19 protein-coding genes, 2 rRNA genes, 1 pseudogene and 1 riboswitch are annotated in these 25326 nt (G+C 65.8%); of the genes and pseudogenes, 11 read left to right on the top strand and 11 right to left on the bottom strand.

All coding sequences use genetic code 11. The features are described 5' to 3' along the window. The first annotated feature begins 231 nt into the window (after nt 1-231). From BN4252_RS09955 to BN4252_RS09965, 3 genes are all read left to right on the top strand, one after another. Nucleotides 232-3310, top strand: a 23S ribosomal RNA gene (locus BN4252_RS09955). A gap of 127 nt (nt 3311-3437) precedes the next feature. Then, nucleotides 3438-3555 (top strand): 5S ribosomal RNA (gene rrf / locus BN4252_RS09960). A 591-nt stretch (nt 3556-4146) separates the two neighbouring features. After that, complete coding sequence (locus BN4252_RS09965) at nt 4147-5307, top strand: MFS transporter (protein WP_066530254.1); 1161 nt, start codon at nt 4147-4149, stop codon at nt 5305-5307. Here BN4252_RS09965 and BN4252_RS09970 read toward each other — a convergent pair. Further along, the gene (locus BN4252_RS09970; RefSeq protein ID WP_230208631.1) at nt 5294-5947 is read right to left on the bottom strand and encodes a DUF3239 domain-containing protein; all 654 of its coding nucleotides are present in this window, start codon (nt 5945-5947) and stop codon (nt 5294-5296) included. The two genes, BN4252_RS09965 and BN4252_RS09970, sit on opposite strands and share 14 nt — an antisense overlap. Nucleotides 5948-5983: 36 nt before the next feature. Next, nucleotides 5984-7624 carry a DNA repair helicase XPB gene (locus BN4252_RS09975; protein ID WP_066530259.1) on the bottom strand — a complete coding sequence of 547 codons (1641 nt, stop codon included), beginning with the start codon at nt 7622-7624 and terminating at the stop codon, nt 5984-5986. A 250-nt stretch (nt 7625-7874) separates the two neighbouring features. On the opposite strand from BN4252_RS09975, the gene BN4252_RS09980 reads away from it, so the two are divergent. Continuing rightward, on the top strand, nt 7875-10049 hold the full coding sequence (locus tag BN4252_RS09980) for a hypothetical protein (protein ID WP_066530264.1): 2175 nt from the start codon (nt 7875-7877) through the stop codon (nt 10047-10049). Nucleotides 10050-10148: 99 nt separating this feature from the next. Here BN4252_RS09980 and BN4252_RS09985 read toward each other — a convergent pair whose 3' ends face one another. Both BN4252_RS09985 and BN4252_RS09990 read right to left on the bottom strand, forming a co-directional pair. Then, nucleotides 10149-10646 (bottom strand): hypothetical protein, encoded by a 498-nt coding sequence (locus tag BN4252_RS09985; protein WP_066530266.1) that lies wholly within the window; start codon nt 10644-10646, stop codon nt 10149-10151. Further along, the gene (locus BN4252_RS09990; RefSeq protein ID WP_066530269.1) at nt 10643-10900 is read right to left on the bottom strand and encodes a helix-turn-helix transcriptional regulator; all 258 of its coding nucleotides are present in this window, start codon (nt 10898-10900) and stop codon (nt 10643-10645) included. Before BN4252_RS09990 ends, BN4252_RS09985 begins: the two co-directional genes overlap by 4 nt. A gap of 105 nt (nt 10901-11005) precedes the next feature. Here BN4252_RS09990 and BN4252_RS11600 point away from each other — a divergent pair. After that, nucleotides 11006-12492, top strand: a pseudogene (locus BN4252_RS11600) (FAD-binding oxidoreductase); the annotation flags it as partial. 87 nt (nt 12493-12579) lie between these two features. Then, nucleotides 12580-13818, top strand: a complete 1239-nt coding sequence (locus tag BN4252_RS11650) for a (Fe-S)-binding protein (RefSeq protein ID WP_392389939.1) — start codon at nt 12580-12582, stop codon at nt 13816-13818. Nucleotides 13819-13821: 3 nt separating this feature from the next. On the opposite strand, the gene BN4252_RS10000 is transcribed toward BN4252_RS11650, so the two are convergent. After that, nucleotides 13822-15954, bottom strand: a complete 2133-nt coding sequence (locus BN4252_RS10000) for a helicase-associated domain-containing protein (RefSeq protein ID WP_066530271.1) — start codon at nt 15952-15954, stop codon at nt 13822-13824. 52 nt (nt 15955-16006) lie between these two features. Here BN4252_RS10000 and BN4252_RS10005 point away from each other — a divergent pair, with 52 nt between their 5' ends. Next, the gene (locus BN4252_RS10005; RefSeq protein ID WP_066530279.1) at nt 16007-16204 is read left to right on the top strand and encodes a hypothetical protein; all 198 of its coding nucleotides are present in this window, start codon (nt 16007-16009) and stop codon (nt 16202-16204) included. Nucleotides 16205-16293: 89 nt separating this feature from the next. Here the strand turns inward: BN4252_RS10005 and BN4252_RS10010 are convergent, their stop codons facing one another. Further along, nucleotides 16294-16944, bottom strand: a complete 651-nt coding sequence (locus BN4252_RS10010; protein WP_066530282.1) for a resuscitation-promoting factor Rpf1 domain-containing protein — start codon at nt 16942-16944, stop codon at nt 16294-16296. Nucleotides 16945-16951: 7 nt separating this feature from the next. Further along, nucleotides 16952-17111: riboswitch (cyclic di-AMP (ydaO/yuaA leader) on the bottom strand. 302 nt (nt 17112-17413) lie between these two features. On the opposite strand from BN4252_RS10010, the gene BN4252_RS10015 reads away from it, so the two are divergent. Next, complete coding sequence (locus tag BN4252_RS10015) at nt 17414-17797, top strand: cold-shock protein (RefSeq protein ID WP_066530285.1); 384 nt, start codon at nt 17414-17416, stop codon at nt 17795-17797. A gap of 8 nt (nt 17798-17805) precedes the next feature. Here BN4252_RS10015 and BN4252_RS10020 read toward each other — a convergent pair whose 3' ends face one another. Together BN4252_RS10020 and BN4252_RS10025 are read right to left on the bottom strand one after the other, a co-directional pair. After that, nucleotides 17806-18303, bottom strand: a complete 498-nt coding sequence (locus BN4252_RS10020; RefSeq protein ID WP_066530295.1) for a DUF2771 domain-containing protein — start codon at nt 18301-18303, stop codon at nt 17806-17808. 10 nt (nt 18304-18313) lie between these two features. Beyond that, nucleotides 18314-19111 (bottom strand): glutaminyl-peptide cyclotransferase, encoded by a 798-nt coding sequence (locus tag BN4252_RS10025; protein ID WP_066530297.1) that lies wholly within the window; start codon nt 19109-19111, stop codon nt 18314-18316. Between the two features lie 71 nt (nt 19112-19182). Between BN4252_RS10025 and BN4252_RS10030 the strand changes: the two genes are divergently transcribed. The 3 genes from BN4252_RS10030 to BN4252_RS10040 all read left to right on the top strand — a co-directional run bounded on the left by BN4252_RS10030 (nt 19183) and on the right by BN4252_RS10040 (nt 22244). After that, nucleotides 19183-19869: a DUF3027 domain-containing protein gene (locus tag BN4252_RS10030; protein ID WP_230208632.1), complete on the top strand. Its 687-nt coding sequence runs from the start codon at nt 19183-19185 to the stop codon at nt 19867-19869. A gap of 105 nt (nt 19870-19974) precedes the next feature. Next, nucleotides 19975-21450, top strand: a complete 1476-nt coding sequence (locus tag BN4252_RS10035; RefSeq protein WP_078056891.1) for an NCS2 family permease — start codon at nt 19975-19977, stop codon at nt 21448-21450. Further along, nucleotides 21450-22244 carry a TrmH family RNA methyltransferase gene (locus tag BN4252_RS10040; RefSeq protein ID WP_066530299.1) on the top strand — a complete coding sequence of 265 codons (795 nt, stop codon included), beginning with the start codon at nt 21450-21452 and terminating at the stop codon, nt 22242-22244. Before BN4252_RS10035 ends, BN4252_RS10040 begins: the two co-directional genes overlap by 1 nt. Before the next feature lie 22 nt (nt 22245-22266). Here BN4252_RS10040 and BN4252_RS10045 read toward each other — a convergent pair whose 3' ends face one another. The 3 genes from BN4252_RS10045 to serC all read right to left on the bottom strand — a co-directional run bounded on the left by BN4252_RS10045 (nt 22267) and on the right by serC (nt 25313). Further along, nucleotides 22267-23121, bottom strand: a complete 855-nt coding sequence (locus tag BN4252_RS10045) for a DUF6928 family protein (protein ID WP_066530305.1) — start codon at nt 23119-23121, stop codon at nt 22267-22269. 14 nt (nt 23122-23135) lie between these two features. Beyond that, complete coding sequence (gene sepH / locus BN4252_RS10050; RefSeq protein WP_066530307.1) at nt 23136-24095, bottom strand: septation protein SepH; 960 nt, start codon at nt 24093-24095, stop codon at nt 23136-23138. A gap of 90 nt (nt 24096-24185) precedes the next feature. Then, the gene (gene serC, locus BN4252_RS10055; protein WP_066530311.1) at nt 24186-25313 is read right to left on the bottom strand and encodes a phosphoserine transaminase; all 1128 of its coding nucleotides are present in this window, start codon (nt 25311-25313) and stop codon (nt 24186-24188) included. Nucleotides 25314-25326 lie beyond the last annotated feature (13 nt).

Raw genomic sequence — 25326 nt, forward strand, 5'->3', positions numbered from 1 at the left:
CATGCTGTCGGGTGTCTGGGGCAACACGCTTTGTTGTGTGTGCCTGGATCTGCGCACTGTGCTTTAGCCTTGTTGTGGTTGGGGTGTGGTGTGTGGGTGTGGTGTGTGAGAACTGGAGAGTGGACGCGAGCATCAAGCTAGGCCTGCGCGCGCTGTTTGTGTGTGTGGGTTTGGTTTGTGTGTGATTTCTTCTTGTTTGTTGTGTTTTAGTATGTGTGTGTTTGTTTGTGTGTGTTGTTGATCAAGGGCGTACGGTGGATGCCTTGGCATGCTGGGCCGATGAAGGACGTGCGAGGCTGCGTTATGCCTCGGGGAGTTGCCAACGAAGCGTTGATCCGAGGATGTCCGAATGGGGAAACCCCGCACCAGTTGTGTGGTGTGACCTGCAGGTGAATGCATAGCCTGTGTGGGGGTGTACGCGGGGAAGTGAAACATCTCAGTACCCGCAGGAGAAGAAAACAATTGTGATTCCGTGTGTAGTGGCGAGCGATAGCGGATGAGGCTAAACCTGATGCGTGTGATACCTGGCAGGGGTTGCGTGTTGGGGGTTGTGGGATGTCACTGTGCATGCACTGCCATGTGTGCGAAGTGTTGATGCGTGTTAGCGGAAGGTGCTGGGATGTGCCGCCGGAGAGGGTGAGAGCCCCTGTACGTGAAGGCGTGTGTCGCATTTGTGTGATGTCCCGAGTAGCAGCGGGCTCGTGGAATCTGCTGTGAATCTGCCGGGACCACCCGGTAAGCCTAAATACTCAGTGTGACCGATAGTGAATTGAGTACCGTGAGGGAATGGTGAAAAGTACCCCGGGAGGGGAGTGAAAGAGTTCCTGAAACCGTGCGCTTACAATCCGTCAGAGCACCACTTTGGGTGTGATGGCGTGCCTTTTGAAGAATGAGCCTGCGAGTCAGCGGCATGTCGCGAGGTTAACCCGTTTGTGGGGTAGTCGTAGCGAAAGCGAATCCGAAATGGGTGTTTGTAGTGGCATGTCCTGGACCCGAAGCGGGGTGATCTACCCATGGCCAGTGTGAAGCAGCTGTAAGAGGTTGTGGAGGCGCGAACCCACTTAGGTTGAAAACTGAGGGGATGAGCTGTGGGTAGGGGTGAAAGGCCAATCAAACTCCGTGATAGCTGGTTCTCCCCGAAATGCATTTAGGTGCAGCGTTATGTGAGCTTGCCGGAGGTAGAGCTACTGGTTGGTTGAGCGGGACTATCATCTTAGCAATGTCAGCCAAACTCCGAATGCCGGTTGAAGTGTTGCATGGCAGTGAGACTGTGGGGGATAAGCTTCATAGTCGAGAGGGAAACAGCCCAGATCGCCGGTTAAGGCCCCTAAGGGTGTACTAAGTGGAAAAGGATGTGGGATCGCGAAGACAGCCAGGAGGTTGGCTTAGAAGCAGCCATCCTTGAAAGAGTGCGTAATAGCTCACTGGTCGAGTGGTTCCGCGCCGACAATATAGTGGGGCTCAAGTACACCGCCGAAACCGCGGCAACGTATTTTTGCGTTGGGTAGGGGAGCGTCGTGTGTGGGGTGAAGCCGTATCGTAAGGGGCGGTGGACTGCATGCGAGTGAGAATGCAGGCATGAGTAACGAATGATACGTGAGAATCGTATCCGCCGAATGATCAAGGGTTCCTGGGTCAAGTTCGTCTTCCCAGGGTGAGTCGGGTCCTAAGGCGAGGCCGACAGGCGTAGTCGATGGTCAACGGGTTGATATTCCCGTACCCGTATGTGCGCGACCTATACCAGAAGCGGTGATACTAACCACCCTGACGCTACCCACACGCATCTTTGATGTGTGTGGGTGGTTGATGCGTGGGGCCTGAGTCGTGGAGGTCAGTGATGGGGTGACGCAGAGTGGTAGCCAAGCCGCTTATTGGATTGCGGTGCAAGCGTGTAGCACTGGGGCATGTGAAATGCGGCCCCTATGGTGTGTGAGGCGTGATGCGTAGCCCATGAAAGGGTGATGTTGGTGATCCTGTGCTGCCGAGAAAAGCCTCTAGCGATGTGCATGTACGGCCCGTACCCCAAACCGACACAGGTGATCAGGTAGAGCATACTAAGGCGGTCGGGTGAACTGTGGTTAAGGAACTCGGCAAATTACCCCCGTAACTTCGGGAGAAGGGGGACCACACCCGGTGATGGCCACGTGCTGGTTTGAGCTGGGGGTGGGCGCAGCGAAGAGAGGGGAGCGACTGTTTATCAAAAACACAGGTCCGTGCGAAGACGTGAAGTTGATGTATACGGACTGACGCCTGCCCGGTGCTGGAAGGTTAAGAGGACCTGTTAGGTAGGAATACCGAAGCGGAGAATTTAAGCCCCAGTAAACGGCGGTGGTAACTATAACCATCCTAAGGTAGCGAAATTCCTTGTCGGGTAAGTTCCGACCTGCACGAATGGCGTAACGACTCCCCTGCTGTCTCAACCACAGGCCCGGTGAAATTGCACTACGAGTAAAGATGCTCGTTACGCGCGGCAGGACGAAAAGACCCCGGGACCTTCACTACAGCTTGGTATTGGTGTTCGGTGCGGTTTGTGTAGGATAGGTGGGAGACTGAGAAGCGGCCACGCCAGTGGTTGTGGAGTCGTTGTTGAAATACCACTCTGACCGTAGTGGATACCTGAACCTTGGCCCATGATCTGGGTTGGGGACAGTGCCTGGTGGGTAGTTTAACTGGGGCGGTTGCCTCCCAAAATGTAACGGAGGCGCCCAAAGGTTCCCTCAGCCTGGTTGGCAATCAGGTGTTTAGAGTGTAAGTGCACAAGGGAGCTTGACTGCGAGACTTACAAGTCGAGCAGGGACGAAAGTCGGGACTAGTGATCCGGCACCTACTTGTGGATGTGGTGTCGCTCAACGGATAAAAGGTACCCCGGGGATAACAGGCTGATCTTCCCCAAGAGTCCATATCGACGGGATGGTTTGGCACCTCGATGTCGGCTCGTCGCATCCTGGGGCTGGAGTAGGTCCCAAGGGTTGGGCTGTTCGCCCATTAAAGCGGCACGCGAGCTGGGTTCAGAACGTCGTGAGACAGTTCGGTCTCTATCCGCCGCGCGCGTTGAAACTTGCAGAAGGCTGTCCCTAGTACGAGAGGACCGGGACGGACGTACCTCTAGTGTGCCAGTTGTTCCGCCAGGAGCACCGCTGGTTAGCTACGTACGGAAGGGATAACCGCTGAAAGCATCTAAGCGGGAAGCCTGTTTTAAGATGAGGTTTCATTTGAGGTTCCCAGGAGACTACTGGGTTGATAGGCCAGAACTAGACAGTCAGTAATGACCACAAGGCGACTGGTACTAATACACCAACAATTAACCCGCACAACCACCTACGTGTACTCATACACACCGTGCAAACAACTACGAAACCACACACACGTGTGTGTGTTCGCGTCCACTCACCAGTATCTGACACACCACACCAACCCAGGTGTGGCCCCACATGTGTGTCGGTGGTTCATAGCGGCGGGGAAACGCCCGGTCCCATTCCGAACCCGGAAGCTAAGCCCGCCCGCGCCGATGGTACTGCACCCGGGAGGGTGTGGGAGAGTAGGTTACCGCCGACCCAACAACCCAAAACAACTCAATACCCACGGCCCCGCACACCACACGTGCGGGGCCGTTGCGCTTTCACCCCTCACCGGTGAAACAGGCATCACCCCTTTTGGTCGGGCCCACCATGCGTTAGAACTCGAACACTGCACCTCGTTACCACCATACGAACATGGTGGTAACGAGGTGCTGGTTTCGAGTTTCAGCACCCCCGGGACCAGACGGGGTCTGGTCCCCCGCCACAGGCCACCGAGCCCACCCGGCAACGCCGCGGCGGGCCGGTAAACAGGCATATTCCCCACCGGCCCCGCGCCCACAAACAGGCATAACCCCAGGTCGGTGATCCATGGTAGGAGAATATGCCTCTTTGCAATATGCCTATTTACGAAAACCAGGGCACCGCAGACCACCACAGACCGCCGAGCCCACACCACACGGCCGCGGGCCGGTATACAGGCATATTTCCCACCGGGCCCCGCGCCGCCCGTTACCAACAGCCGAATATCTAGGGAGCGGCATGGGATTTGGTCGTCGGTACTTTCGGCTGACCCGCAACGTCGTCGGGTGAGTGCCCTCTTGAGGAACCGTTTTCCTAGGATCGTGGCATGGCTAGGGCGATGGCGTGGGATAGACGGCCGCTGCAGACGCGGATGGTGTACCTCGGCGGGTTGATCGGCCCGTTCGCGTCGCAGTCGCTGGTAGCAGTGGTGCCGGAGTTCGCCGCCACGTTTGACAAGCCTGTCCAGCACGCGTCATTAGCGGTGACGGCGTACATGATCACGTTGGCGTCAACAATGTTGTTCTCCTCGGCCCTGGTGCGGAACGTGCCCCCGCACGTTGTGGTGCGCACCGCGTACGCCTTTACGGCGGCGGGTGCCGCGCTCTGCTGGGTTGCGCCGTCATGGAACGGGTTTATCGCAGGCATTGTGGTGATGGCGCTTTCTAACGCTTTTACACTGCCGATTCTGCAGCTGATGCTGCGCCAGCTTGTGTCCCCGGAGGAGCTCGGGCAGGCGTTGGGCCGGTACTTCGCCATGCAGTCCCTCGGCAATTGCGTGGGCCCGCTCGGGGCGGGGTTGGTGTCCATTGCAAACTGGCAGCTCATTCATCTGCTCGTCATTGCGTTGGCGGGGGCCATGGTGCTGGTGGGGGTTCCGCCAGTGGCGCCCATCCGCCGCGAGAGGGTCGACGAGCCGGTTGCCTGGTCGCCGATGATCGTGCACATCTTCACTATTCTCGCGCTGGGGGCGGGCATCATCGGAATGGGCACGGTGCTCATCATCCACCTTGATTCAGCCTTCGGCATGCCAGCATCGCAGCGCGGGTTGGTGATCATGGTGGGCGGGCTCGTGGCGTTCTTCGTGTCCCCGAGGATCGGGTCCTCAGTGGACAAATTTGGTGCGCTCACCATCATGACCGTCTGCGCGGTGGCGGGGGCAGGGACGATCGCCGCAATTCCGCACCTGCCGTGGCCGGTGGCCATCGCTGTCTTCTGGGCAGTGGCGGTTTCCTGCGCGCAGGGGATCCAAACCACGGTGACATACTCGGTGCTGCGCACGCCGGGCGGGGCGGCGCTGAACTCATCCATTCTGGCGTTCCGGTTCTTCGGGCTCGCGCTCACGCCCCTTGTGTTGTTGCCGGTGTACCTGCGCTCCGCGTGGGCCGGGTTCGCGCTCCCGGCCGTGCTGCTGATGGCAGCACTCGGGTTGCAGTGGGCGCAGCCGGGGATGCGCGCGACGCTGCGTCCTGCGCTTAAAGCTGAGTGAGCCCCTTCTTCGAGGCTTGCACTAGCTCCTCTCGCTTGCAGGCGCGCTCGAGTTTGCGCCACTGCTCCTGCGGCACCGCACCCCGCGCGGACGCGATCACCTGGGGGTCGGGGGTGCCCCACGCGATCGGCATCGGGGTGATTGTCTTCCAGCGTTTCTGCTCCTGGGCGGTGCGCTGAGCGCCAACGGCGGCGACGGGCACCTTTGTGCCCACTGTGTCGGCGGTGTTGGGCAGCGGCTTGGTCACCAGGGAGGTCAGCGCCCAGCGGGGCCGGTCCTCGGGGTCCACGTTGGTGTTCACGAGCGCGGTCAGGGTCACGGTGGTGCCCTGGTCCTCGGTGATGATAGCGGGGGCCAGCGGGTGGGCGCTGTAGAGGTCCTGTGCGGAGCCGAGGGCGCGCGGGATCGCGATGGTGACCAGCAGCATCATCACGCCGAAGAGCGCGAGGCCGGCGGAGCCGAGCACGTGCCAGTGGGAGGAAGGGTCCACGAAGAACCAGATCAGCGCGGCCGCCACCAGGCTGATCACAAAGAGTGCGACACCGGAGATCACCAGGCTGCGGGTATTGCGCTGCAGCTCGTTGTGCTGCTTGGCGTACGCCTCGTCGACGTCGAATGTGAACACCTTCATCTCGTTCATAAGGCGTAAGTGTAGAGGCAGGAGCGCAAAGGCAGGTTACAAGTCCGCGGCGTCCACTAGCCGGTAGGCGTACCCCTGCTCCGCCAGGAAGCGCTGGCGTCGCTGCGCGTACTCCGCGTCGAGGGTGTCGCGCGCCACGATGGTGTAGAACAGCGCCTCCGCGCCGTCCGCCTTCGGGCGCAGCAGCCGGCCGAGGCGCTGCGCCTCCTCCTGGCGTGAGCCGAAGGTGCCGGACACCTGGATCCCCACGGCGGCCTCTGGCAGGTCGATGGAGAAGTTGGCTACCTTCGATACGACGAGGGTGGAAATCTCGCCGCACCGGAAGGCGTCGAACGTGCGCTCGCGGTTGGCGGTTGTGGAGGAGCCGTCGATAAGCGGAGCCCCAATCCGCGCCGCGATGTCCTCGAGCTGCTCCACGTATGCGCCAATGACGAGCGTCTGTTTGCCGGCGTGGATCGCAAGCAGCCGCTCGAGGGCGGGGAGTTTGGACGCGCTGCACGCGGCGATGCGGTACCGCTCGCGGGTTTCGGCGGTGGCGTACGTCAGCCGTTCGCTTTCGCTTAGCGACGTTCGCACCTCAACGCATTCCGCAGTAGCAATGTAGCCGGCGAGTTCCAGCTCCTTCCAGGGGGCGTCGTAGCGCTTCGGCCCAATGAGCGAGAAGACGTCGTCTTCGCGCCCGTCCTCCCGCACGAGGGTGGCGGTCAGACCGAGGCGGCGGCGGGACTGGAGGTCCGCGGCCATGCGGAAGACGGGGGCGGGCAGGAGGTGCACTTCGTCGTAGATGATGAGGCCCCAATCGCGGGAGTCGAACAGCTCGAGGGCCTTGTACTCGCCCTTCGTCTTTCGTGTGACCACCTGGTAGGTGGCGATGGTGACCGGGCGGATCTCCTTGCGCTCGCCCGAGTATTCGCCGATCTCGTCCGGCGTGAGCGTGGTGCGGCGCAGCAGCTCGTCGCGCCATTGGCGCCCGGCGACGGTGTTGGTGACGAGGATGAGCGTGGTGGTCTTCGCGTGCGCCATGCTCGCCGCGCCGACGATGGTTTTGCCTGCGCCGCAGGGCAGCACGACCACGCCGGAGCCGCCCTCCCAGAAGGATTCGGTGGCCTGCGCCTGGTAGTCGCGCAGCTGCCAGCCGTCGTGGGTGAGCTCGATGGGGTGGGACTCGCCGTCCACGTAGCCGGCGAGGTCCTCCACCGGCCAGCCGAGCTTGGTCAGCTCCTGCTTGATACGGCCGCGCTCCGAGGGGTGCACGGGCACCGTGGTCTCGTCGATCGGCTGGCCGGTGAGCGGCTTGATCTTCTTGCTGCGGGTGACCTCGGTGAGGATGGCCGGGTCCTCGGCCTCCAGAATCAGCCCGTGCGCAGGGTGCTTGACCAGCTTGAGCCGGCCGTAGCGGGCCATCGTCTCGGCGACGTCGATAAGCAATGCCTGTGGCACGGGGAAGCGCGAGTAGCGCTCGAGCACGTCGACGGCCTGCTCGGCGTCGAACCCCGCGGCGCGCGCGTTCCACAGCGCGAGCGGGGTGATGCGGTAGGTGTGGATGTGCTCGGGAGCGCGCTCCAACTCGGCGAACGGGGCGAGCGCGGCACGCGCTTCATTAGCCTGCGGGTGCGCGACCTCTAAGAGGACGGTTTTGTCGGATTGGACGATGAGGGGTCCGCTGCCTAGCGTCATGCGGACAGTATGCCCCGCGGCGGTTACACCTCCGCAGGCGCGGTGGTGTTCTGCTTTGCCGAGCAGTTAGGCGGCGGCGTAAACCGTTCAAAGGGGAAAGTAAACCGTTCAAAGGGGAAAGATTTTGCTTATCGACGCCCACCGTCACACTGAATGATCAGCCACCCTGGGAAAATGCAACCAAAAGGGTTTAAACTTATAGCATACCCGGGAAACCCCTGGATCAGGACTGGATAGGAGAACAATGTTGATGTCCCGAGCATTTTCCAAGCGCACCCTGGCGATTGCAGTCGCCGCGGGCGTGGCCCTCGGCGGTGTACAGGCGGTGGCTCCGGCTGCGGTGAACCCGGTGGCCCTGCCGGCGGCGGTGGCTGCTGACGAAACGCACATCACGAATGCGGATGTGACACTGTCCCGTTTCTACGATGCTAATGGTGACATTACCGGTAATGTGCGTCGCGCTGGTGCAGTAACCGCTGAGTCGGGTTACCGCGAGCTTGCTGCCGATGCAAAGCTCGAGTTCAAGATCAACGTGGCTAACGCCAAAGCCGGCGACGTTGTGACCATCACCCCGCAGACGTCCTACACATTGCCCGATACAGGCGACAAGATCCACACGAGTACAGGAATCGGTATCTACCTGACCACGACACAAAATAACGTGCCGCTGGAGATCGGTGGTTCCCAGGTCGCGCAACTAAGCAGCCGCTCGTCGGGTTCGGCCACCATCAAGTTCGATGAAGCGGTCGAGGATCTGGTCAGTGGCGAATTGACTGTCACGCTCCCGGCAGGCATATTCGCCTACTACGCTGGAGACGCAGGCGTCGGTAACAGCGCGGACTACACCCGCTTCCCAGCTGAATGGGCTGCGGTTGTGAAGACGACAGGCTCGGGTGACAAGGTTGCTCGTCTGGGTGAGCGCAAGATCGAAACGATCCGCATTGTTGAGAGCCCGTACCTTCCTCGCTTGGACGTCTACAGCTCCCTGTCTGAATCACCCATCGAGGGTGATACCGTCCGCTTGCGCCGCTTAGACCAGCGGCTGCCGTTCTCGAAGGACGTCAAGGTGGTGCTTTCCCCGAAAACGGATGGGGATAAGGTCGACTGGGCCTTTAACGGTGCCGCAACTCCGCAAGTAATTCTCTGGGAATTCCCGGACGGCGATCAACAAGACAGCAAGATCTCCCGCACGATCGAGAAGCCAGAGGACGTCGAAGCTGCCGGCGTAACGTTCGACTATGACTACGACCAGAACGGCAATTTGGTCGTCACCATTCACGGCATCGCTGGGACGATTTACAAGCCAGTCGTGCGTCTTATCAACGAGGATTTTGGAACCGCGGATTACTCCAACGGCGGTGAGTTCTACGTCAACGCCAACATCACTGAGATTGACGCAAATGACAATCCGATTGTTCTGAGCTACGACAAAGAGAACCGATTCCTTACCTTGCCAACATTGGCTGATAAGGCGGGCGCTGGTGAAGCGAAGAACCCGGCTTTTGAAGCGACCCTGGGCACCATCAAGGACGAGGCAATTCAAGGCAAACCTGTCACTGCGGAGCCCGAGGGTGTGAGCGACCCTGCCCGGATTGCTGGGAAGACGAGGACCTTTGTGTTCGATGTGAAGAACACCGGGAACGTCACCATCAAGACGATCAACGTTGCTCTTCCCAACGGGGAGACTAAGGAAGTTCCCGTAGACAACTTCACCCCAGGCGCAGAGCAACAGATTGAAGTAGACCTCGAGGTGGACGCCAATGCAACTGAGCTCCCGTTCGCCTTGACACTCGGTTCGAAGGGCCAGCCCACCAAGTTCAACTTCAAGGTGGATCAGTCCACTAATGCGGTGAAGAATCCGGATGGCACGTTCACTATCACTGATCCGCTTGGCAATTCGATCATAGTGGTGTCGCAGGATGAGTTGGGCAGGGTGAGAGAAGGGCTCAGCAAGGTCGAGGACCGTGTGAAGACTCTGGAGGGCAGGAAAGACGTTTACCTGGTTAAGGGCGTGCGCAACGGCGACAACTCCATCACGCTGACGTTGAACAATGGAGATGTAATCACCATCCCCGCCGCCTCCAAGAAGGGCCTCGAGCGCTGCATGTCCGGCACCGGCGGTGTCATCCTCGCGCTGCTCCCCGTGCTGGGTCTGCTTGGCGCAGGTCTGTCCCAGGTGAAGCTGCCGGGCATCGGCGAGCAGATGGAGCAAATCCAGCGCCAGGCCGGCATCTACAACGAGGATCTCGCGCGCTTCGTGGCCGACAACGGTCCTGCGATCGGTACAACCATCGGCGCCCTGGCTGCCGCGCTGCTCCTCTTCGTCCCCGGCACCTGCGGCGACATGTCGCTGGCCGGCGCGATCGGAGAGGCGGGCAGCGGCTCGAGCGCAAAGCCGGCCACGGACGCCACCCCGGCGCAGTAGCCTGCCCAGTGCCGCGGCGCCCGGTGCCCGGGGAGATGAGGTGTCGCAGCGCCGTGTTCCGCGGCAGCCGCTACAGCCTCAGCGCCTCCTTGACAGTGGTCACACTTCCGTCTCCTTGCGGTTGAAGGTCATGGCGAAGCCGATCATGGGCAGCGGGTAGATGAGTAGGAAGGTAAAGGTCATGAAGTAGCCTGCGGCCATGAGTGCGGTGGAATCCGGCGCGTCCCGCAGCGCCCCGACCATGACAAATGCCATGCCGCCAACCCCGGTGGCAGCGGAATAGGCCTTTAGCGCGCGGCCCCTCCACACGTCTAGGACCCTGCGCTCGTACTCGTCCACCGCCGCATCAGGTGCGGTGTCCTTGGCGTGGTTTGCCGCGCGCAGCATCGTCCAGCAGTACATGCTGGGAATCAGGCCGGCGGCCATGACGGCGACGTTGGGCCAGCGCATGTCTGATGCGAGACCGACGGCCACAGCCGTGGCCGCCACTACGACGCCGGCGAAGAAGATGATGATCAGGGCGCGGGTGGCGCCGGGGCTGCGGAAGCGGGAAGCCTCGAGCGGGTATTTCTCGCGGAGAGCGTGCATGCGGTTCATCGGGTGTAGAGCTCCTTTGACATTGGCGCGAACTCCTCGCGGGAGAACACGGCCTCGACGGGCAGGCCGAAGACTTCGCAGATACGGAACGCGAGGTCGAGGCTGGGGGAGTGGTCGCCGCGCTCGAGCGCGCCGACGGTTTGCGGGTTCACGCCGATGAGCTCGGCGAGCTGGGCGCGCGACATGTCCCGTTCCGCGCGCAGGACGCGGATCCGGTTATATAACGGATCCTTCGGCTGTTTTCTCGGTGACACAGAACGAAGTGTTGTATAAACCCAACAATATGTCAATACTGTGAAGGAAATGTTGTGTTGTGAGTTCCTGTACCGCGGCCCCACCGCCAGATATAGGGTAGAGCCATGACAGCAACCGTCTCTTCCCCCGCAAAGCACCTGGCCCGCGAATTCGGCGCCGGCGGCCACGTATCCACCGAGCTCATCGACCGCATTAAGTACGCGGCCGACGCCTCCCACTTCCTCTACACCCCGCAGGTGGTGGCGGAGGCGCGCAACGCGAAGGACGTGGCGGCGGCGTTCCGGGCATCGAGCGCCTCGGGCACCCCGCTGGTGCTGCGCTCCGGAGGCACCTCCCTGTGCGGACAGGGCGGCGGTGACGGAATCATGCTGGACGTGCGTAAGCACTTCCGCGGGGTAGAGGTGCTCGACGGCGGCAAGCGCGTGCGTGTTCAGCCGGGCTCCACGGTGCGCCAGGTAAACGCCCACCTCGCGCCGTACGGCCGCAAACTCGGCCCCGACCCGGCCTCCGAGGGGGCCGCCACGATGGGCGGCGTGATTGCCAACAATTCCTCAGGCATGAGCTGCGGCACCGAGTTCAACACGTACAACACCATCGAGTCGATGACGTTCGTGCTGCCGTCGGGCACCGTGATCAACACCGCGGACGCGGACGCGGAGGCCCAGTTCGCTGGCGCCGAGCCCGAGCTCGTGGCCACCCTCGAGCGCCTAAAGCGCCGAGTGCGCGGCAACCGGGAATCGGTGGAGACCATCAAGCGGCACTTCGCGCTGAAGAACACGATGGGCTACAACGTCAATGCGTTCCTTGATTTCGAGGCGCCGCTTGAGATCTTCGAGCACCTGCTCGTGGCGTCGGAAGGCACGCTGGCTTTTATCGCCGAGGCGGTGCTGCGCACCGTGGAGGTACCCAAGCTCAAGACCACCGCCATTGCCGTCTACCCGTCCTTGGACGCTGCCACCCGGTCGCTTCCGGCTTTGTTCGACTCCCACGCCGCCACCCTCGAGCTGATGGACTCTCGCTCCATCAAGGTCGGCCGCACCTTTGATTCGGTGCCGGAGCAGATCAACGGCTTCGAGCTGGGTGGCCAGGCGGCACTGCTGATCGAGTACCACGCAAACGAGGAGGAGCAGCTGCGCGAGTACGAGGCCGCGGGCACCAAGCTGCTCACCGAATTCGACCTGGAGACCCAGGCGCGCTTCACCACCGACCCAAGCGAGGCCGCGAGGCGTGGGCGTTCCGCAAGGGGCTCTACGCGCAGGTGGCCGAGGCACGCCCCTCCGGCACCACCGCGCTGCTGGAGGACATCGCGGTGCCGGTGGAGGACCTCGCTGACACCTGCGGCGGCCTACAGGAGCTCTTTGACCGCTACTCCTACGACGAGGCGGTCATCTTCGGCCACGCCAAGGACGGCAACATCCACTTCCTCATCACCGACCGCTTCGAGGGCGACGACAACTTAAAGCGCTACGACGGCTTCAACGAGGACATGGTGGACCTGGTGCTCGGCGCGGGCGGGAACCTCAAAGCCGAACACGGCACCGGCCGCATCATGGCGCCGTACGTGCGCCGCCAGTACGGCGACGAGCTCTACAGCGTCATGGTGGAAATCAAGCGCGCCGCCGACCCGAACAACGTGATGAACCCGGGCGTGATCATCACCGACGACGAGCGCGAACACATGAAGAACTTCAAGGTGGAAGCCCAGGTAGAGGCCGAGATTGACTCGTGCGTGGAGTGTGGCTACTGCGAGCCGGTCTGCCCCTCCCGCGACCTGACCATGACTCCGCGTCAGCGCATCGTGGTGCGGCGTGCGAGGGCGCAGGCGCTTGCCGACGGAAACATGGAGACCGTCCGCGAAATCGACCGCGCGTACGAGTACCAGGGCATTGAAACGTGCGCGGTGGACTCGATGTGCGTGACCGCCTGTCCGGTGGGTATCGACACCGGCAAGTTCATCAAGAAACTGCGCGCGGAGGGTGCGGGCGCTGCCGAGTCCGCGGGCTGGACCGCCGCGGCCAAGATGTGGGGGCCGGCGAACATGGCCGCGTCCGCCGCCCTGACCGGCGCGTACTTCCTGCCCACCAAGCTGGTGCAGAAGGTCACCGACGTAGCGCGCGCCCTGGCGGGCACCGACACCGTCCCGCAGTACCAGCCCGAGCTGAGCAAGGGCGGGCGCACCCGCTCTAAACTTGGGCCGGTGATTGGCGACGCCTCCGCTGAGCCCACCGCGGTGTTCGTGCCGGCCTGCGTGAACTCCATGTTCGGCCCGCAGGGCGACGGCGTGGGGGCCACGGAGGCCTTCGTCCGGCTCGCGGAGCGCGCCGGGGTGGCGCTGATCGTCCCGGATGACGTGGACTCGCTTTGTTGCGGTACGCCGTGGACGTCGAAAGGCATGCGCTCCGGCCACGCGGTGCTGGAGGCGCGCGTGCAGCGCTCGTTGATGGAGGCCACCCGCGGCGGCGCGCTGCCGGTGGTGATGGACGCCGCGAGCTGCACCCACGGCATGATCGACATCGCAGAAAGCATCGGCATCGAGGTCATCGACGCCGTAACGTATGTGGCCGAGAACATGTTGGACCGCCTGCCGGAGGCGAACAAGGTCGGCTCGATCACCCTCCACCCGACCTGTTCCACCACCCACCTGGGCATCCAGGGCGACCTGGAGAAGGTGGCGGACGCAGCGGCCGAGCAGGTGCACGTGCCCGCGAACTGGGGCTGCTGCGGGTATGCGGGAGACCGCGGCATGCTGCACCCGGAGCTCACCGATTCCGCTACCACGCAGGAGGCAAAGGAGGTGCACCACCTCGGCGACGAGGTGCACGCTTCATGCAACCGCACCTGCGAGCTCGGGCTGACCCGCGCGACCGGCGAGGACTACCACCACGTGCTGGAGGTGCTGGAGGCGGCAACGCGGTAGTGCTTACGCCAGCACCACGCGGGTGATGCGTGGCAGCGCGATGCGCACCACGCGGTCGGTGGCCTCGTCCAGCACATCGACTTGGCCCGCGTTCACGGACAGCGGGAGCGCGGTCAGGGTGGCGCCGCGGCCGTTCTTGTCCACGTATCCCAGCCTCACGTGGCGGCGGCCGCGGGCGGCGGCGCGTAAGGTTTCCAGCGCGGATTCCCCCGGTGCGCTACCCGCGCTGCCCGCGCCCTCGGTGGCATCCCCGACACCGCGCTCAACGCCGGGTGCGGCGGCGCTGGTGCGCATCGCCTCGACGATGCGCTCGACTTGGGCTGGGGGCACCGTCTTCGGCTGCGGCAGCGTGGACGGGGTGGCCGGAACCAGGTCGGGTTCGGGCGCGACCGAGAGCTCCACGCCGCGCTCGTCTTCGGCGGTGGGCTGGAGGTGTGCGTCGCGAAGCAATGCAATAAGCCGCGTAAGCGGCAGATCCGATACCGCGACGGTGGGCGCAAGCACGCGGACGCCGGTGCGCTCGGCGGCGGCCGCGATGAGCGTCGGGTCCTCGCTGCGGATATAGCTCAGCGCGCTGCCGGCGCGGATGGAGCCGTGGGTTCTCGCGACGTCGTCAATAAGGAACGCCATGCCCTGCGGCACCTCCCCGATAGCGTGGGCGCGCAGCCATTCGTGGATCTCGGCGCTGGCTACGCCGCCGACAAGCGCGGAGCGCACCGAGGCATCAGTGACGCGCCATACGCTGGCCAGGCCGGGCGAGTCGAGCTCGGCGAAGCGCTCGAGGAAGCGGGCCGACTCCGGTACGAGCGGCCCGGGCGCGAGGATGGTCATGTCCGCCTGAGCGATCACCTGGTCCACCTCGGCCGGGACAAGACCCCGTGCCGCGGCCGCGACGTCGCCGCCGGCAAGCAGTGCGAGCAGGGGAGAAGACAGGCCTTGGGCGGATGCGCCCGGCGAGCCGCCGGCCAGGGCGCCGGTGGCGAGGGCTTCCGACACCACCGCGGCAATCAGGGCGTCGCGCATGCCGGAGGCCGCGATCGGGGCTTGGAAGAGCAGGCGCTGCGTGTCACCCTCGGCCTGAAGGATGGTGCGGCGGGCGTGGCGCACGTCGGGCGCGTGCATCTCCGCGGCCAGCAGCCGGTGCCCCGAGTCGGTGCGCCACGGCGACGCCACCCACCCCGTAAGTACCGCGGCCCACTGTTCGTGCAGGGGAGCGTCGAGCCAGCCCAGGCCGTCGCGGGTGGCGGCGAGCACGTCCGCGTCATCCACATTGCCGCGTCCCACCAACCCGGCTGACTCGCCGACCGTGATCGCCAGCGAAGGGTCGAAACCGAGCGTCTTCTCTAAGGCCGCAAGGGCGCGTACGCCCACTGAGCCGTCCTTGTTCAGCGGCACCGGGGATCGCAAGAGCTCGGTGACGAGCTGGCGGGTCTGGCGAACGAACTCCAGGCCTTGGCCCGCTGCTTCTTGGTCCACCGCGGCCTGGTCCACGTCGTGCGCGGGCGGCTCGTCCGCGGGGTACACGCGCGGCGCGTGCCCGGCGAGCGCCTCGCGAACCGGGCGCGGCAAGCGCACCGTGGCTGCGTCCACGCGCACCAGTAGCCCCGCGGCAATGAGCTTGGCCACGGGTGTTTCCGGGTCCGCGTCGGGGGCGGCGGCGCGGGTGGTGCCGGTGCCGCCGGCCGCGGCGAGTGTTTCCAGGACGCGGCGCTGCCGGGCGTCGATCTGCGCCATGCGCTCCGCGAGGTCTGCCGGCGACTGGTCCGAGATGCGCCATCCCGCGGGCAGGCCGGACAACGTGCCAGGGGCGATGCGCACCGCGGCGTTTGGCCCGTAGATGAAGGCGCGCTCGCGAAGCCGCGTCAGTGCCTCACCCGAACCGCGGCCCGCCGCGGCAATGGCGCCGGCGTCGACTGGACTTAGCTCGGCGCCGGCTGCGGCAAGCCGTTCCAAGGCGAGCAGATCTGCGGCGGTGAGCGTACGCAGGCCCAGCGCAACAGACCCAGGCAGCGCGAGGCGGGTGGCCAACGCGCCCGGGGAAGGCGGGGTGGGGAAGAAGGCGTCCGGCCGTGTCCGCACGAGCCCGCGGAGCTCGTCGGGGGTAAGCGCGGCGAGCGCGTCGGAGAACGTGGACATTTCCGCCTCATCCTACGTGCGTTTGGCGCGCGAACGTGAAACAATGGGCCCTATGGCTAAAGATGCAGCGAAGATCGGTCGCGCGAACCCGGCGTGGCCCACGAACGTGCCCGGCAACGGTCACCCGGTCACTGAAATCTCCAACAAGCTCGCCGGTGCGAACAGCCCGTTCGGCAACGAGCTGCTCCTCCCGCTCCCCCCGGAGCAGACCGGCTACGTGCACACCACCACGCGGGTGAACCACCAGTAGTTCTGGGCAACACAAAAGCGCCGGCCCCGTCGCGGGGTTCCGGCGCTTTGTGCTTGTTGACGCTCCCTGAGCGGCCTATAACCGGCCTCTTAGCGGCCCAGCGCAGCCAGCGCGGCGGGGACATCCCCGGCCAGCGCGGCGTCGATCAGCTGGCGGTTGGCCAGGTAGAAGCCGTTGTAGTCGTTGCGCTTCGCGGCGTAGGTGTCGTGCACGGCGGCCGGGACGGCGAAGCCGGCGGCGTTGATGCGGTTCACCAGCTCGTTGTAGAGGGCATCGACGGCCAGCTCGGAGCTGGTCTGGGCAACCTGGGCGGCAGGTGCGGCCGAGGCTGCGGGAGCCGGTGCCGGGGCAGGCACCGCCGCCGGCACGTCGCGGTTGGTCGGGGCGGAGTTCAGGCCGTAGCGGGCCGAGCAGGCCGGCCATGCGCCCCAGCCCTGGGAGGCGAGGGTGCGCTCCGCCACGGCGATCTGCTGCTCGCGGGTGGCCAGGTTGGCGGTGGGAGCGTACTGGCCGCCGCCGTAGGCCAGCCAGGTGCCGTGGGAGAACTGCAGGCCGCCGTAGTAGCCGTTGCCCGTGTTGATGGCCCAGTTGCCGCCGGACTCGCACTGGGCGAGCTTGTCCCAGTCGGAGTCGGGGGCGGCGGACGCCTGCGGGGCGGCCAGGGCGGTCAGTGCGGCGGCTGCGACGCCGGCGGCGAGCTTGGTGGTGGCGGTTGCGGTCTGCTTGGTGTGGCGTCCCATGAAAGTGTCCTCTCGTGTTCACCGCCTGCGAAGTGAGCTGTCGGGTTCGGGCTGAGGCGCCCGGCCGGTTGCTTCCGGCTTCACCCCAAGGGCGCGCTACGAGCGTGGCGCGCCCGGGAAGTGGTTCCTCCGCTTCTGTCCTCTGAAGTTGTGGTCGGGATGGAAGTTCTCGATGGTGGGCGGCGGCGGGGCTGGACAGAATTCGGCGTAACTCCGCGTCCGCAATGGGGGTCAGCGTATCGGTTTGTAACGATTTAGTCACGCAACGGGCACGAACGGGCATTCACATACGTCCCACCGGTGCGAAACGTGCAGGTGAGCTCGACCCCCAGCAGTAAAGTGATCTGCATCACAGCGGGATTACGCGCCTTGGCTTCGCGGAGGAATAGGACTTTCCTCCGAACCGTTCTTTAATAGAGGTTTAGCCGGACGCAAGAGTGCGCCGCGAGTGCGCAAGGAGGAGAGAGTCATGCCAGTGGGAAAGGTGAAGTGGTACGACGCGGAGAAGGGGTTTGGCTTCGCCTCAAACCCGGGGGAGGAGGACGTGTTCATTAGCAAGAACGTCCTGCCCGAGGGCGTCGAGGAGCTTGTGCCCGGCCAGCGCGTCGAGTTCGACTTCGCCGCCGGCCGCCGCGGCCCCCAGGCGCTGCGCCTGGCCGTGCTGGACACGCCCCGCCGCCGACCCGTTCACCGCCACAAGCCGGAGGAGCTAGGCAGCATGCTCGCGGACGTGATGACGCTCATTGAGACGCAGATCCAGCCCGCGCTGACCGCGGGCCACTACCCGGACCGCAAGGAGTCGCGCCAGGTGGCGGAGATCCTGCGGGCGGTGGCCAAGGAGCTCGACGCGTAAAAGCCGCGTCACTCGAAGCCGATAGACCAGGTGGCGATGACCGGTGTTTCCTCACCGGCGTCGTCCTTATCTATTTCTAGGGCGGACACTTCCCCCACCACCAGGCGCGCGCCTGACTCGGTCACCGCCTCCGCCTCCTGGGAGGAGGACTCGTTGGAGGTGAACACGCGCTCGCTGTTCGCTGCCGGGTCGTCGTAGATCAGCAGCAGACGCCAGCCCGCCGCAGTGACGTCCTCGGGCACCTCGAAGGTCACGGTGCGCTCGTCCAGAGCCATGCGCGGCGGTTCGCCGCCGGCGCACTCAGCGTCGAGCTCGCAGACAGTGTACGGCTCGATCTCCCGGGTCTGACCGGCCGAGGTCACGCCCACCTTCAACTCGCGCACCGGGGTGCCCGGCTGGTTTCGCTGCCACTCCATGAACGCGTAGATGCCCGCCACCAGCACGGCTACCGCCGCCGCGATCGCCGCAATCTGCTTCCAACCCTGCCCGGAGCCACTTCTCGCCATGGCGCGCAGCTTAGTCAGCGGGCTCGAAGCTCACGCGGTAGAGGTCGGGCCATCGCTTGCCGGTGAGGTAGAACTCGTCGCTGCCCGGGATGTGCGCGATGCCGTTGAGTACGTTGTCCGGGTCCGCGCCCGCACGGTTCGCCAGCCCGGAGGCGTCGATGCGCGCGGTGACCTTCCCGGTGTCCGCGTCGATGCGCACGATGTCGGTGGTGGTGAAGATGTTGGCGTAAACGTCCCCGCCCACGCACTCCAGCTCGTTGAGGCCAGCCACCGGCTCGCCGTCCTCCGTCACCTCCACGGCGCCGCGGTCATCGAGCTCCTCCAGCGTGTCCGGGTCCATGCGCCGCAGCCGGGAGGTGCCGTCGGAAAGCAGCACCTCGCCCGCGTCCTCGCGGTAGCAGATGCCCCAGCCCTCGCCTCGGTAGTGGGCCCGGCCGATCTCATCGAGGGTGCGCGGGTCGCGCTTGAAGGCGGTGCCGTCTTGCCAGGTCAGCTGCCACAAGTGATCGTCGACAAGCGTGATGCCCTCGCCAAACAGCTCGGGGCTGATGCTTGCCGACGCCCCCTCCGTCCCGTCCTCCCCCCTGACATAGACGCGGGACTCGCCCCACATGCCGGTGCCCACGTACAGGCCGCCGCCGGGGGCGACCTCGAGGCCCTGGGTGAAGCTCGACGGGTCGAAATCGAGGCGCTCGCGCACCACCGCGGTGAGCCGCTCCGGCTCGGCGGGGGACGCGCAGGACGCGAGGGCGAGGGGCGGGGAGAGGAGCAGCGCGGCGGCGAGGGCGCGCTCGAGGTGCTGGCGCATGCCACCATCTTGCACGAGGGCTTACACGAGGACTTTCACGAGGGCTTTGCTGCGGATTGCATAATGGGGGAGTGACGGACACCAAGAAACGATCCCGCAAGCGTGGCGCCACCCAGTCTCCGCTGCTGTCCCCCGCCGCGGTGGCAACCGCCCGGGAGGCGCTCGCCGAGGTGGCCGGAGACGGCGAGGTGGGCGAGCACGTCGGCGTCACCGGCTTAGGAGCCAACGTGGCCACCCACCGCTTCGCCGCTAACGTGCCGGGCTACTCCGGCTGGGAGTGGAACGTGGTGGCGGCCTGCGCCACGGGCTCGGACTGGGTGACCATCAACGAGGTCGCGCTCGTGCCCGCCGCGGGCGCGCTCGAGGCGCCGGACTGGGTGCCGTACGCGGAGCGCGTGCGCCCCGGCGACCTCGGCCCCGGCGACATCATCGAGCTCGCGCCGGGCGACGAGCGCGTGACCGAGGACTCCATGTCCCGCCACGCAATCACCTTCCCCGGCCGCGAGACCAAGCGCTACCTCACCGAGAAAGGCTTGAGCGACGCGGAGCGGCGCTGGCGCACCGGCGCCTTCGGGCCCAACAGCGAATTCGCGGAGAAGGCTGCCCTGCACTGCCGCAGCTGCGCCTTCTATGTGCCGCTGGGCGAGCCCATCGGGGACAACTTCGGCGTGTGCACCAACGAGTTCTCCGCCGACGGCCGGGTGGTGGCCGCCTCCTACGGGTGCGGCGCGCACTCGGACACCACCGTGGCCGACTAATTTTGGCGATTCGCCCCCGCAGTGACACTCTATGACAGTCATTTGCCAGCATTTGCCAGTGAAGCTTCACGCTTCCGTAACCCAAGGAACCCAAGGGGCACCATCGTGACCACCACACACGCGCCGGGCCGGGGCGAGCCCGAGACGCCGCAGACGCCCACCGGCGGCCTTGACCGCTTCTTCCACATCTCAGAGCGCGGCTCCACCGTAGGCCGCGAGGTGCGCGGCGGCGTTGTCACCTTCTTCGCCATGGCGTACATCGTCCTGCTCAACCCCCTCATCCTGGGCACCAGCCCGGACCGCGAGGGCACCGTGCTGGGCATCCCGCAGGTGGCGGCCGTCACCGCGCTCACCGCGGGCGTGATGTGCATCCTCTTCGGCGTGATCGCGCGCTACCCCTTCGGCATCGCCACCGGCCTGGGACTGAACACCCTGGTGGCCGTGACCCTGGTGGGGCAGCAGGGCCTGACCTGGCCGGAGGCGATGGGCCTAGTGGTCATCGACGGCCTGGTCATCGTCCTGCTCGCCGTCTCTGGCTTCCGCACCGCGGTGTTTAACGCCATCCCGGACTCGATGAAGACCGCCATGAGCGTGGGCATCGGCATGTTCATCGCCCTGATCGGCCTGGTGGATGCCGGCTTTGTCCGCCGCGTGCCGGACGCCGCCATGACCACGGTGCCGGTGCAGCTCGGCTTCGAAGGTTCGATCGCCTCCTGGCCCACCCTGGTGTTCGTGCTCGGCCTGCTCATCTGCGGCTTCATGGTGGCGCGCAGCGTGCCGGGCGGGCTGTTCATCGGCATCGTGGCCACCACCGTGATCTCGCTCATTGTGGAGCACTTCGCGGGCGCCGGGTCCTCGGCGGATAACCCGCACGGTTGGAGCCTGGCCGTGCCGGTCCTGCCGGAGTCCCTCGGCGGCGTGCCGGACCTCTCCCTGGTGGGCAACGTGGACCTGGTCGGCGCCTTTGCCAACGCGGGTGCCCTCGCCGCCTCGCTGATGGTGTTCACCCTGGTGCTGGCCAACTTCTTCGACGCGATGGGCACCATGACGGCCCTGGGCCGCCAGGGTGAGCTCACCGACGAGCACGGCAACCTGCCGGACCTCAAGCGGGCGCTGGTGGTCGAGGGCTTCGGTGCGGTGCTCGGCGGCGCCGCGTCCTCCTCCTCGAACACCGTGTACGTGGATTCTTCCGCCGGCATCGCCGACGGTGCCCGCACTGGACTCGCCAACGTTGTCACCGGCCTGCTGTTCCTGCTGGCCATGTTCTTCACGCCGCTGTACGAGATCGTGCCGATCGAGGCCGCCGCGCCCGTGCTGGTTGTGGTCGGCGCGCTCATGATGATGCAGGTCGGTGCCATCGACTGGACCCGCTTCGAGGTGGCGCTGCCGGCGTTCCTCACCATCGTGGTCATGCCGTTCACCTACTCCATCGCGAACGGCATCGGCGTCGGCTTCATCGCCTTCACCGTCATGGCCCTGTTCGCCGGCAAGGCCAAGGACATCCACTGGATCATGTGGCTGATCTCCGCGCTGTTCGTGGTGTACTTCGCGCAGGGGCCGCTGCTGGCGGCATTGAGCTAATGCTTATCGACGACCCCCTGGACCCACGCCTCGACGACATCCGGGATCTGAAGCACTCGGACGCCGTGAAGGGCCTCGTTTTCGCCGAAGGTCCCCTGGTGTGCGGGCGGATGCTCGCCTCGCGCTTCCCCGTGCGCGCCGTCTTCGGCTTCGGCGGGCGGCTGGCAACCTTCCTGGCGGAGCACGGTGCCGAGCTCGAGCGCCGCGGGATACCGGTCTACGAGATCACCCGCGAGATCATGGGCGAGGTGGTCGGCTACGACATGCACCGCGGCCTGCTCGCCTCCGCGGACAAACCTGCCCCGCTGAGCGTGGCCGAGATGATCGCCGGTGCCCGCACCCTGGTGGTGCTGGAGGGGGTGGGGGACCACGAGAATATCGGCGCCATCTTCCGCAACGCCGCCGGCATGGGCGTGGACGGCGTGCTCTTCGGCGCCTCCACCGCGGACCCGCTCTACCGGCGCAGCGTGCGCGTGTCCATGGGTCACGTGCTGCGCACCCCGTTCGCCCACCTCGAGGGCACGCCCACCACGTGGCAGCGCAGCCTGGGCGAGCTGCGCGACGCCGGCTTCCACGTGGTTGCGCTCACCCCGGCGCACGACGCCGTGGAGCTGAAAGACGCGGTGGCGGGCCACGACAAGGTGGCTTTCCTGGTTGGGGCGGAGGGGCCCGGCCTCACCAAGCACGCCATGCGCGCCGCCGACGTGCGCGCCCAGATCCCGATGGCCCCCGGCACCGATTCGCTCAACGTGGCCACCTCGGCGGCGATCGCCTTCTACGAGCGGATGCGCTAAGGGCGGCTGCTAGCGGCCCCGGCTAGCGGTCCGCGTGGCGGATGCGCTCGCGGATCGCGGCGCGGATCAGCGAGACCTTGCGGCGCAGGCTGCGGCGCACGCGGCGGGCGGCCGCCACGGAGGCGTCGGCCAGCTCGGCGAACTCGTCTCCGGCCTCGTCCGCCTCCGCAAGCTCGTAGTCGTCGTAGGCGGCGTCCTTCTCGGCGAACTTGGCCGCCACCTCGCCCACGCTCTTCGCCCGCGGTTTCTCGGGCGCGGCGATCTTGGGCTCCGGGCGGCCGTCGACGGCGTAGCCGACAACGTGGACATCGGGGCCGTCGGCAAGCTCGATGCCCAACCACTGGCGCTGCGCCTCGCGCACGAGCTCCTTCGGTTCAAAGGGGAGTGTGATGCCGCCCAGCTGCTCGGCGGTCTCGCCCGCCCAGAAGGGTGCCTCGAAGGGCTCCGGCAGGCCGGCGTCCTCGAGCACCTTTTCGCGGGTGGCGGTCAGGGAGCGGCGCAGCTCGTCGCCCACGAAGTGCGCCATCCCGGCGTAGCCGGAATCGGTGCCCTCGGCGAAAAGGTAGGTGTCCGCAGCAGCGAGCGCGCCGCGCAGGTACGAGGCGGTTTCGGAGAGCTTCGCGGCGTCCTCAACGAAGGTCTGCACCACCGCCACGCCGGGGTAGCCGGCGATGTAGAACTCGTCGCGGCCCGGCTTGGAGGAGCGGTTGAGGGGAAACTGGCCGATCGGGGTGATGGGCCACGCCGGGTTGAGCTGGCTCAGCAGCTTGCGGCCGAACCCGCGGTCCGCCTTCGGCTCCGCGCGCAGCACCTCAGCAGGGTCGGCGGCCGTGACAAACCAGAAGGTGACCACCGCCGGGTAGCTCGTCGTTTCCATCGCCCTGCCTCCCGTCAGTTCCGGGGCTTCTTCGGGTTGGTCCGCACGCCCAACAGCACGTCCTCCCAGTGCGGGGTGACCGCTTTGCGACGGCGCTTGGCCGGGGCGTCCTCCTCGTCCGGGTGGCGCAGGAAGTCGCCCTCGGTGACCTCGGCCGCCGCGGCGAGCCCGGCGATCTCAGCCGTGTCGCCCAGATCCGCAGCGTCACCGGCATCGCTGGTGCTGCTGGTGCCGCTGGTGCTGCTGGCGCCGCTGGTGCCGCTGCGCGGGTCCTCCACCGCGGTCAGCGAGCGAACCGGCTGCACAAAGTCCGGGTCGGTCAGGTCTGCGGCCACGGCGTTGCGCGCCTCAGTGGTGGGGGCGGAGCCCATCTGGCGCTTGAATGACCACAGCGCCTCGTTCTCGCTCAGGCCCGCGCTCCAGCGCAGGTGCACCACCCACGCATCCCCGGCTTCGCGGGTGGCGTCCCACGTGGCGTCGTGGAGCGAGTGGCCCCGGGCCGCGAAGGCGGACGCGAGGATTTCAAAAAGGGTGAGCTTCGCCGGCCCGTCCTCGCGCAGGGGGTGCGACATCTTGGCGGCCTCCGCCACCTGCGCGCGCTCGAGAAGCACGGGGTGCGCGTACGGCTCGACGCGGCTCTCCGCCACACCCATCTCCTCCGCCAGCTCCGCGGTGGAGGCGCCAGCGCGAATCCGGGACTGGATCTCGTTCGGGCGCATCGACAGCGGAGTGGCGTAGAGCGGATCCGGCGCCGGCAGTGGCTCGGGCTCGGGGGCGGGCACGGGTGTCGGCTCGGGCTCCGCCGCCGGGCCCGTTTCGGCCTCCGGCGTCTCTTCCGGTTCTGCCGCGGGTTCCGCCTGCGGCTCGAGCTTTTCGAACTGCTCGCGGGAGAGCTGGTAGCGGACTCCGTCACTGTCAACCAGGACGAAAAACTTTTCCGTCGATTCCTCTTCGCTGAGGTGCAGCTCGCGCATAGCTCTCCCTAGGATCTCCCCAGTACCTTGTACATGGACCGTACATGGATGCGGACATTGTGACGGCCAGCTTAACCGAGCCCCGCGCGTTTACTTCGCACCCACGCCCTGCTCGAGCAGGTAATCGATGGCGCCGGTGAGCGCTTCGATGTCCGCCTGGTCGATCGCCGGGAACATACCGATGCGCAGCTGGTTGCGGCCCAGCTTGCGGTACGGCTCGGTGTCCAGGACGCCGTTGGCGCGCAGCGCCTTGGCCAGCTCGGCGGCGTCAACCGACTCGTCGAAATCGATCGTGCCCACCACGAGCGATCGGGCCTCGTGCTTTTCGACGAACGGCCGCGCGACCTCGTGCCCCTCAGCCCAGCCGTACAGCGTGGCGGCGTTGGCGCTGGTGCGCTCCACCATGCCGTCCAGGCCGCCGTTGCTATTCATCCACTGCACCTGGTCCGCCAGCATCAGAAGCGGGGCCACGGCCGGGGTGTTGTACGTCTGGTTCTTCAGCGAGTTGTCCACGGCCGTCTGCAAGTCCAAGAACGCAGGGATGAAGCGGCCGGAATCCTTGATCTTGGCAATGCGCTCCAGCGCCGCCGGGCTCACCGCGGCGAGCCACAGGCCGCCGTCGGACGCGAAGCACTTCTGGGGGGAGAAGTAGTATGCGTCCGCCTGCGCCATGTCCACGGGCAGGCCGCCGGCGCCGGAGGTTGCGTCGATGACCACAAGCGCGTCGGTGTTCGGCCGCACCACCGGGACCATCGCGCCGGTGGACGTCTCGTTGTGGGCCCACGCCACCACATCCGCGTCCGCGCCGTCGAGCTCGGACGGGCTGGGCGCGGTGCCCGGCTCGGCCTCCACCACCTGCGGGGCGTCCAGCCACGGGGCCTTGGCGGAGGCCTTGGCAAACTTGCCTGAGAACTCGCCAAAGCTCAGGTGCGCGGAGCGGCGCTCGATGAGGCCGAAGGTGGCTGCGTCCCAGAACGCGGTGGCGCCGCCGAGGGAGAGGATGATCTCGTAGCCCTCGGGCAGCGAGAAGAGGTCTGCGAGCCCGGAGCGGACGTCGCCCACCAGGTTCTTCACGGCCGGCTGGCGGTGCGAGGGGCCGATGATCTCGGCGCCACGGGAGATCGCCTCGAGCTGGGCGGGGCGGGCCTTGGAGGGGCCGCAGCCGAACCGGCGGTCGGCGGGGAGGAGGGATTCGGGGAGAGTGGGGTAGGAGGTCATTGGCCTAATGTAA

Origin of the sequence: Corynebacterium bouchesdurhonense (genome assembly GCF_900078305.2) — a bacterium.
Taxonomy (GTDB): domain Bacteria; phylum Actinomycetota; class Actinomycetes; order Mycobacteriales; family Mycobacteriaceae; genus Corynebacterium; species Corynebacterium bouchesdurhonense.

Coding starts and splice junctions, on each gene's coding strand:
- BN4252_RS09965 (WP_066530254.1), top strand. CDS start 4,147: ATGGCTAGGGCGATGGCGTGGGATAGACGGCCGCTGCAGACGCGGATG.
- BN4252_RS09970 (WP_230208631.1), bottom strand. CDS start 5,947: ATGAACGAGATGAAGGTGTTCACATTCGACGTCGACGAGGCGTACGCC.
- BN4252_RS09975 (WP_066530259.1), bottom strand. CDS start 7,624: ATGACGCTAGGCAGCGGACCCCTCATCGTCCAATCCGACAAAACCGTC.
- BN4252_RS09980 (WP_066530264.1), top strand. CDS start 7,875: ATGTCCCGAGCATTTTCCAAGCGCACCCTGGCGATTGCAGTCGCCGCG.
- BN4252_RS09985 (WP_066530266.1), bottom strand. CDS start 10,646: ATGAACCGCATGCACGCTCTCCGCGAGAAATACCCGCTCGAGGCTTCC.
- BN4252_RS11650 (WP_392389939.1), top strand. CDS start 12,580: ATGAAGAACTTCAAGGTGGAAGCCCAGGTAGAGGCCGAGATTGACTCG.
- BN4252_RS10000 (WP_066530271.1), bottom strand. CDS start 15,954: ATGTCCACGTTCTCCGACGCGCTCGCCGCGCTTACCCCCGACGAGCTC.
- BN4252_RS10005 (WP_066530279.1), top strand. CDS start 16,007: ATGGCTAAAGATGCAGCGAAGATCGGTCGCGCGAACCCGGCGTGGCCC.
- BN4252_RS10010 (WP_066530282.1), bottom strand. CDS start 16,944: ATGGGACGCCACACCAAGCAGACCGCAACCGCCACCACCAAGCTCGCC.
- BN4252_RS10015 (WP_066530285.1), top strand. CDS start 17,414: ATGCCAGTGGGAAAGGTGAAGTGGTACGACGCGGAGAAGGGGTTTGGC.
- BN4252_RS10020 (WP_066530295.1), bottom strand. CDS start 18,303: ATGGCGAGAAGTGGCTCCGGGCAGGGTTGGAAGCAGATTGCGGCGATC.
- BN4252_RS10025 (WP_066530297.1), bottom strand. CDS start 19,111: ATGCGCCAGCACCTCGAGCGCGCCCTCGCCGCCGCGCTGCTCCTCTCC.
- BN4252_RS10040 (WP_066530299.1), top strand. CDS start 21,450: ATGCTTATCGACGACCCCCTGGACCCACGCCTCGACGACATCCGGGAT.
- BN4252_RS10045 (WP_066530305.1), bottom strand. CDS start 23,121: ATGGAAACGACGAGCTACCCGGCGGTGGTCACCTTCTGGTTTGTCACG.
- sepH (WP_066530307.1), bottom strand. CDS start 24,095: ATGCGCGAGCTGCACCTCAGCGAAGAGGAATCGACGGAAAAGTTTTTC.
- serC (WP_066530311.1), bottom strand. CDS start 25,313: ATGACCTCCTACCCCACTCTCCCCGAATCCCTCCTCCCCGCCGACCGC.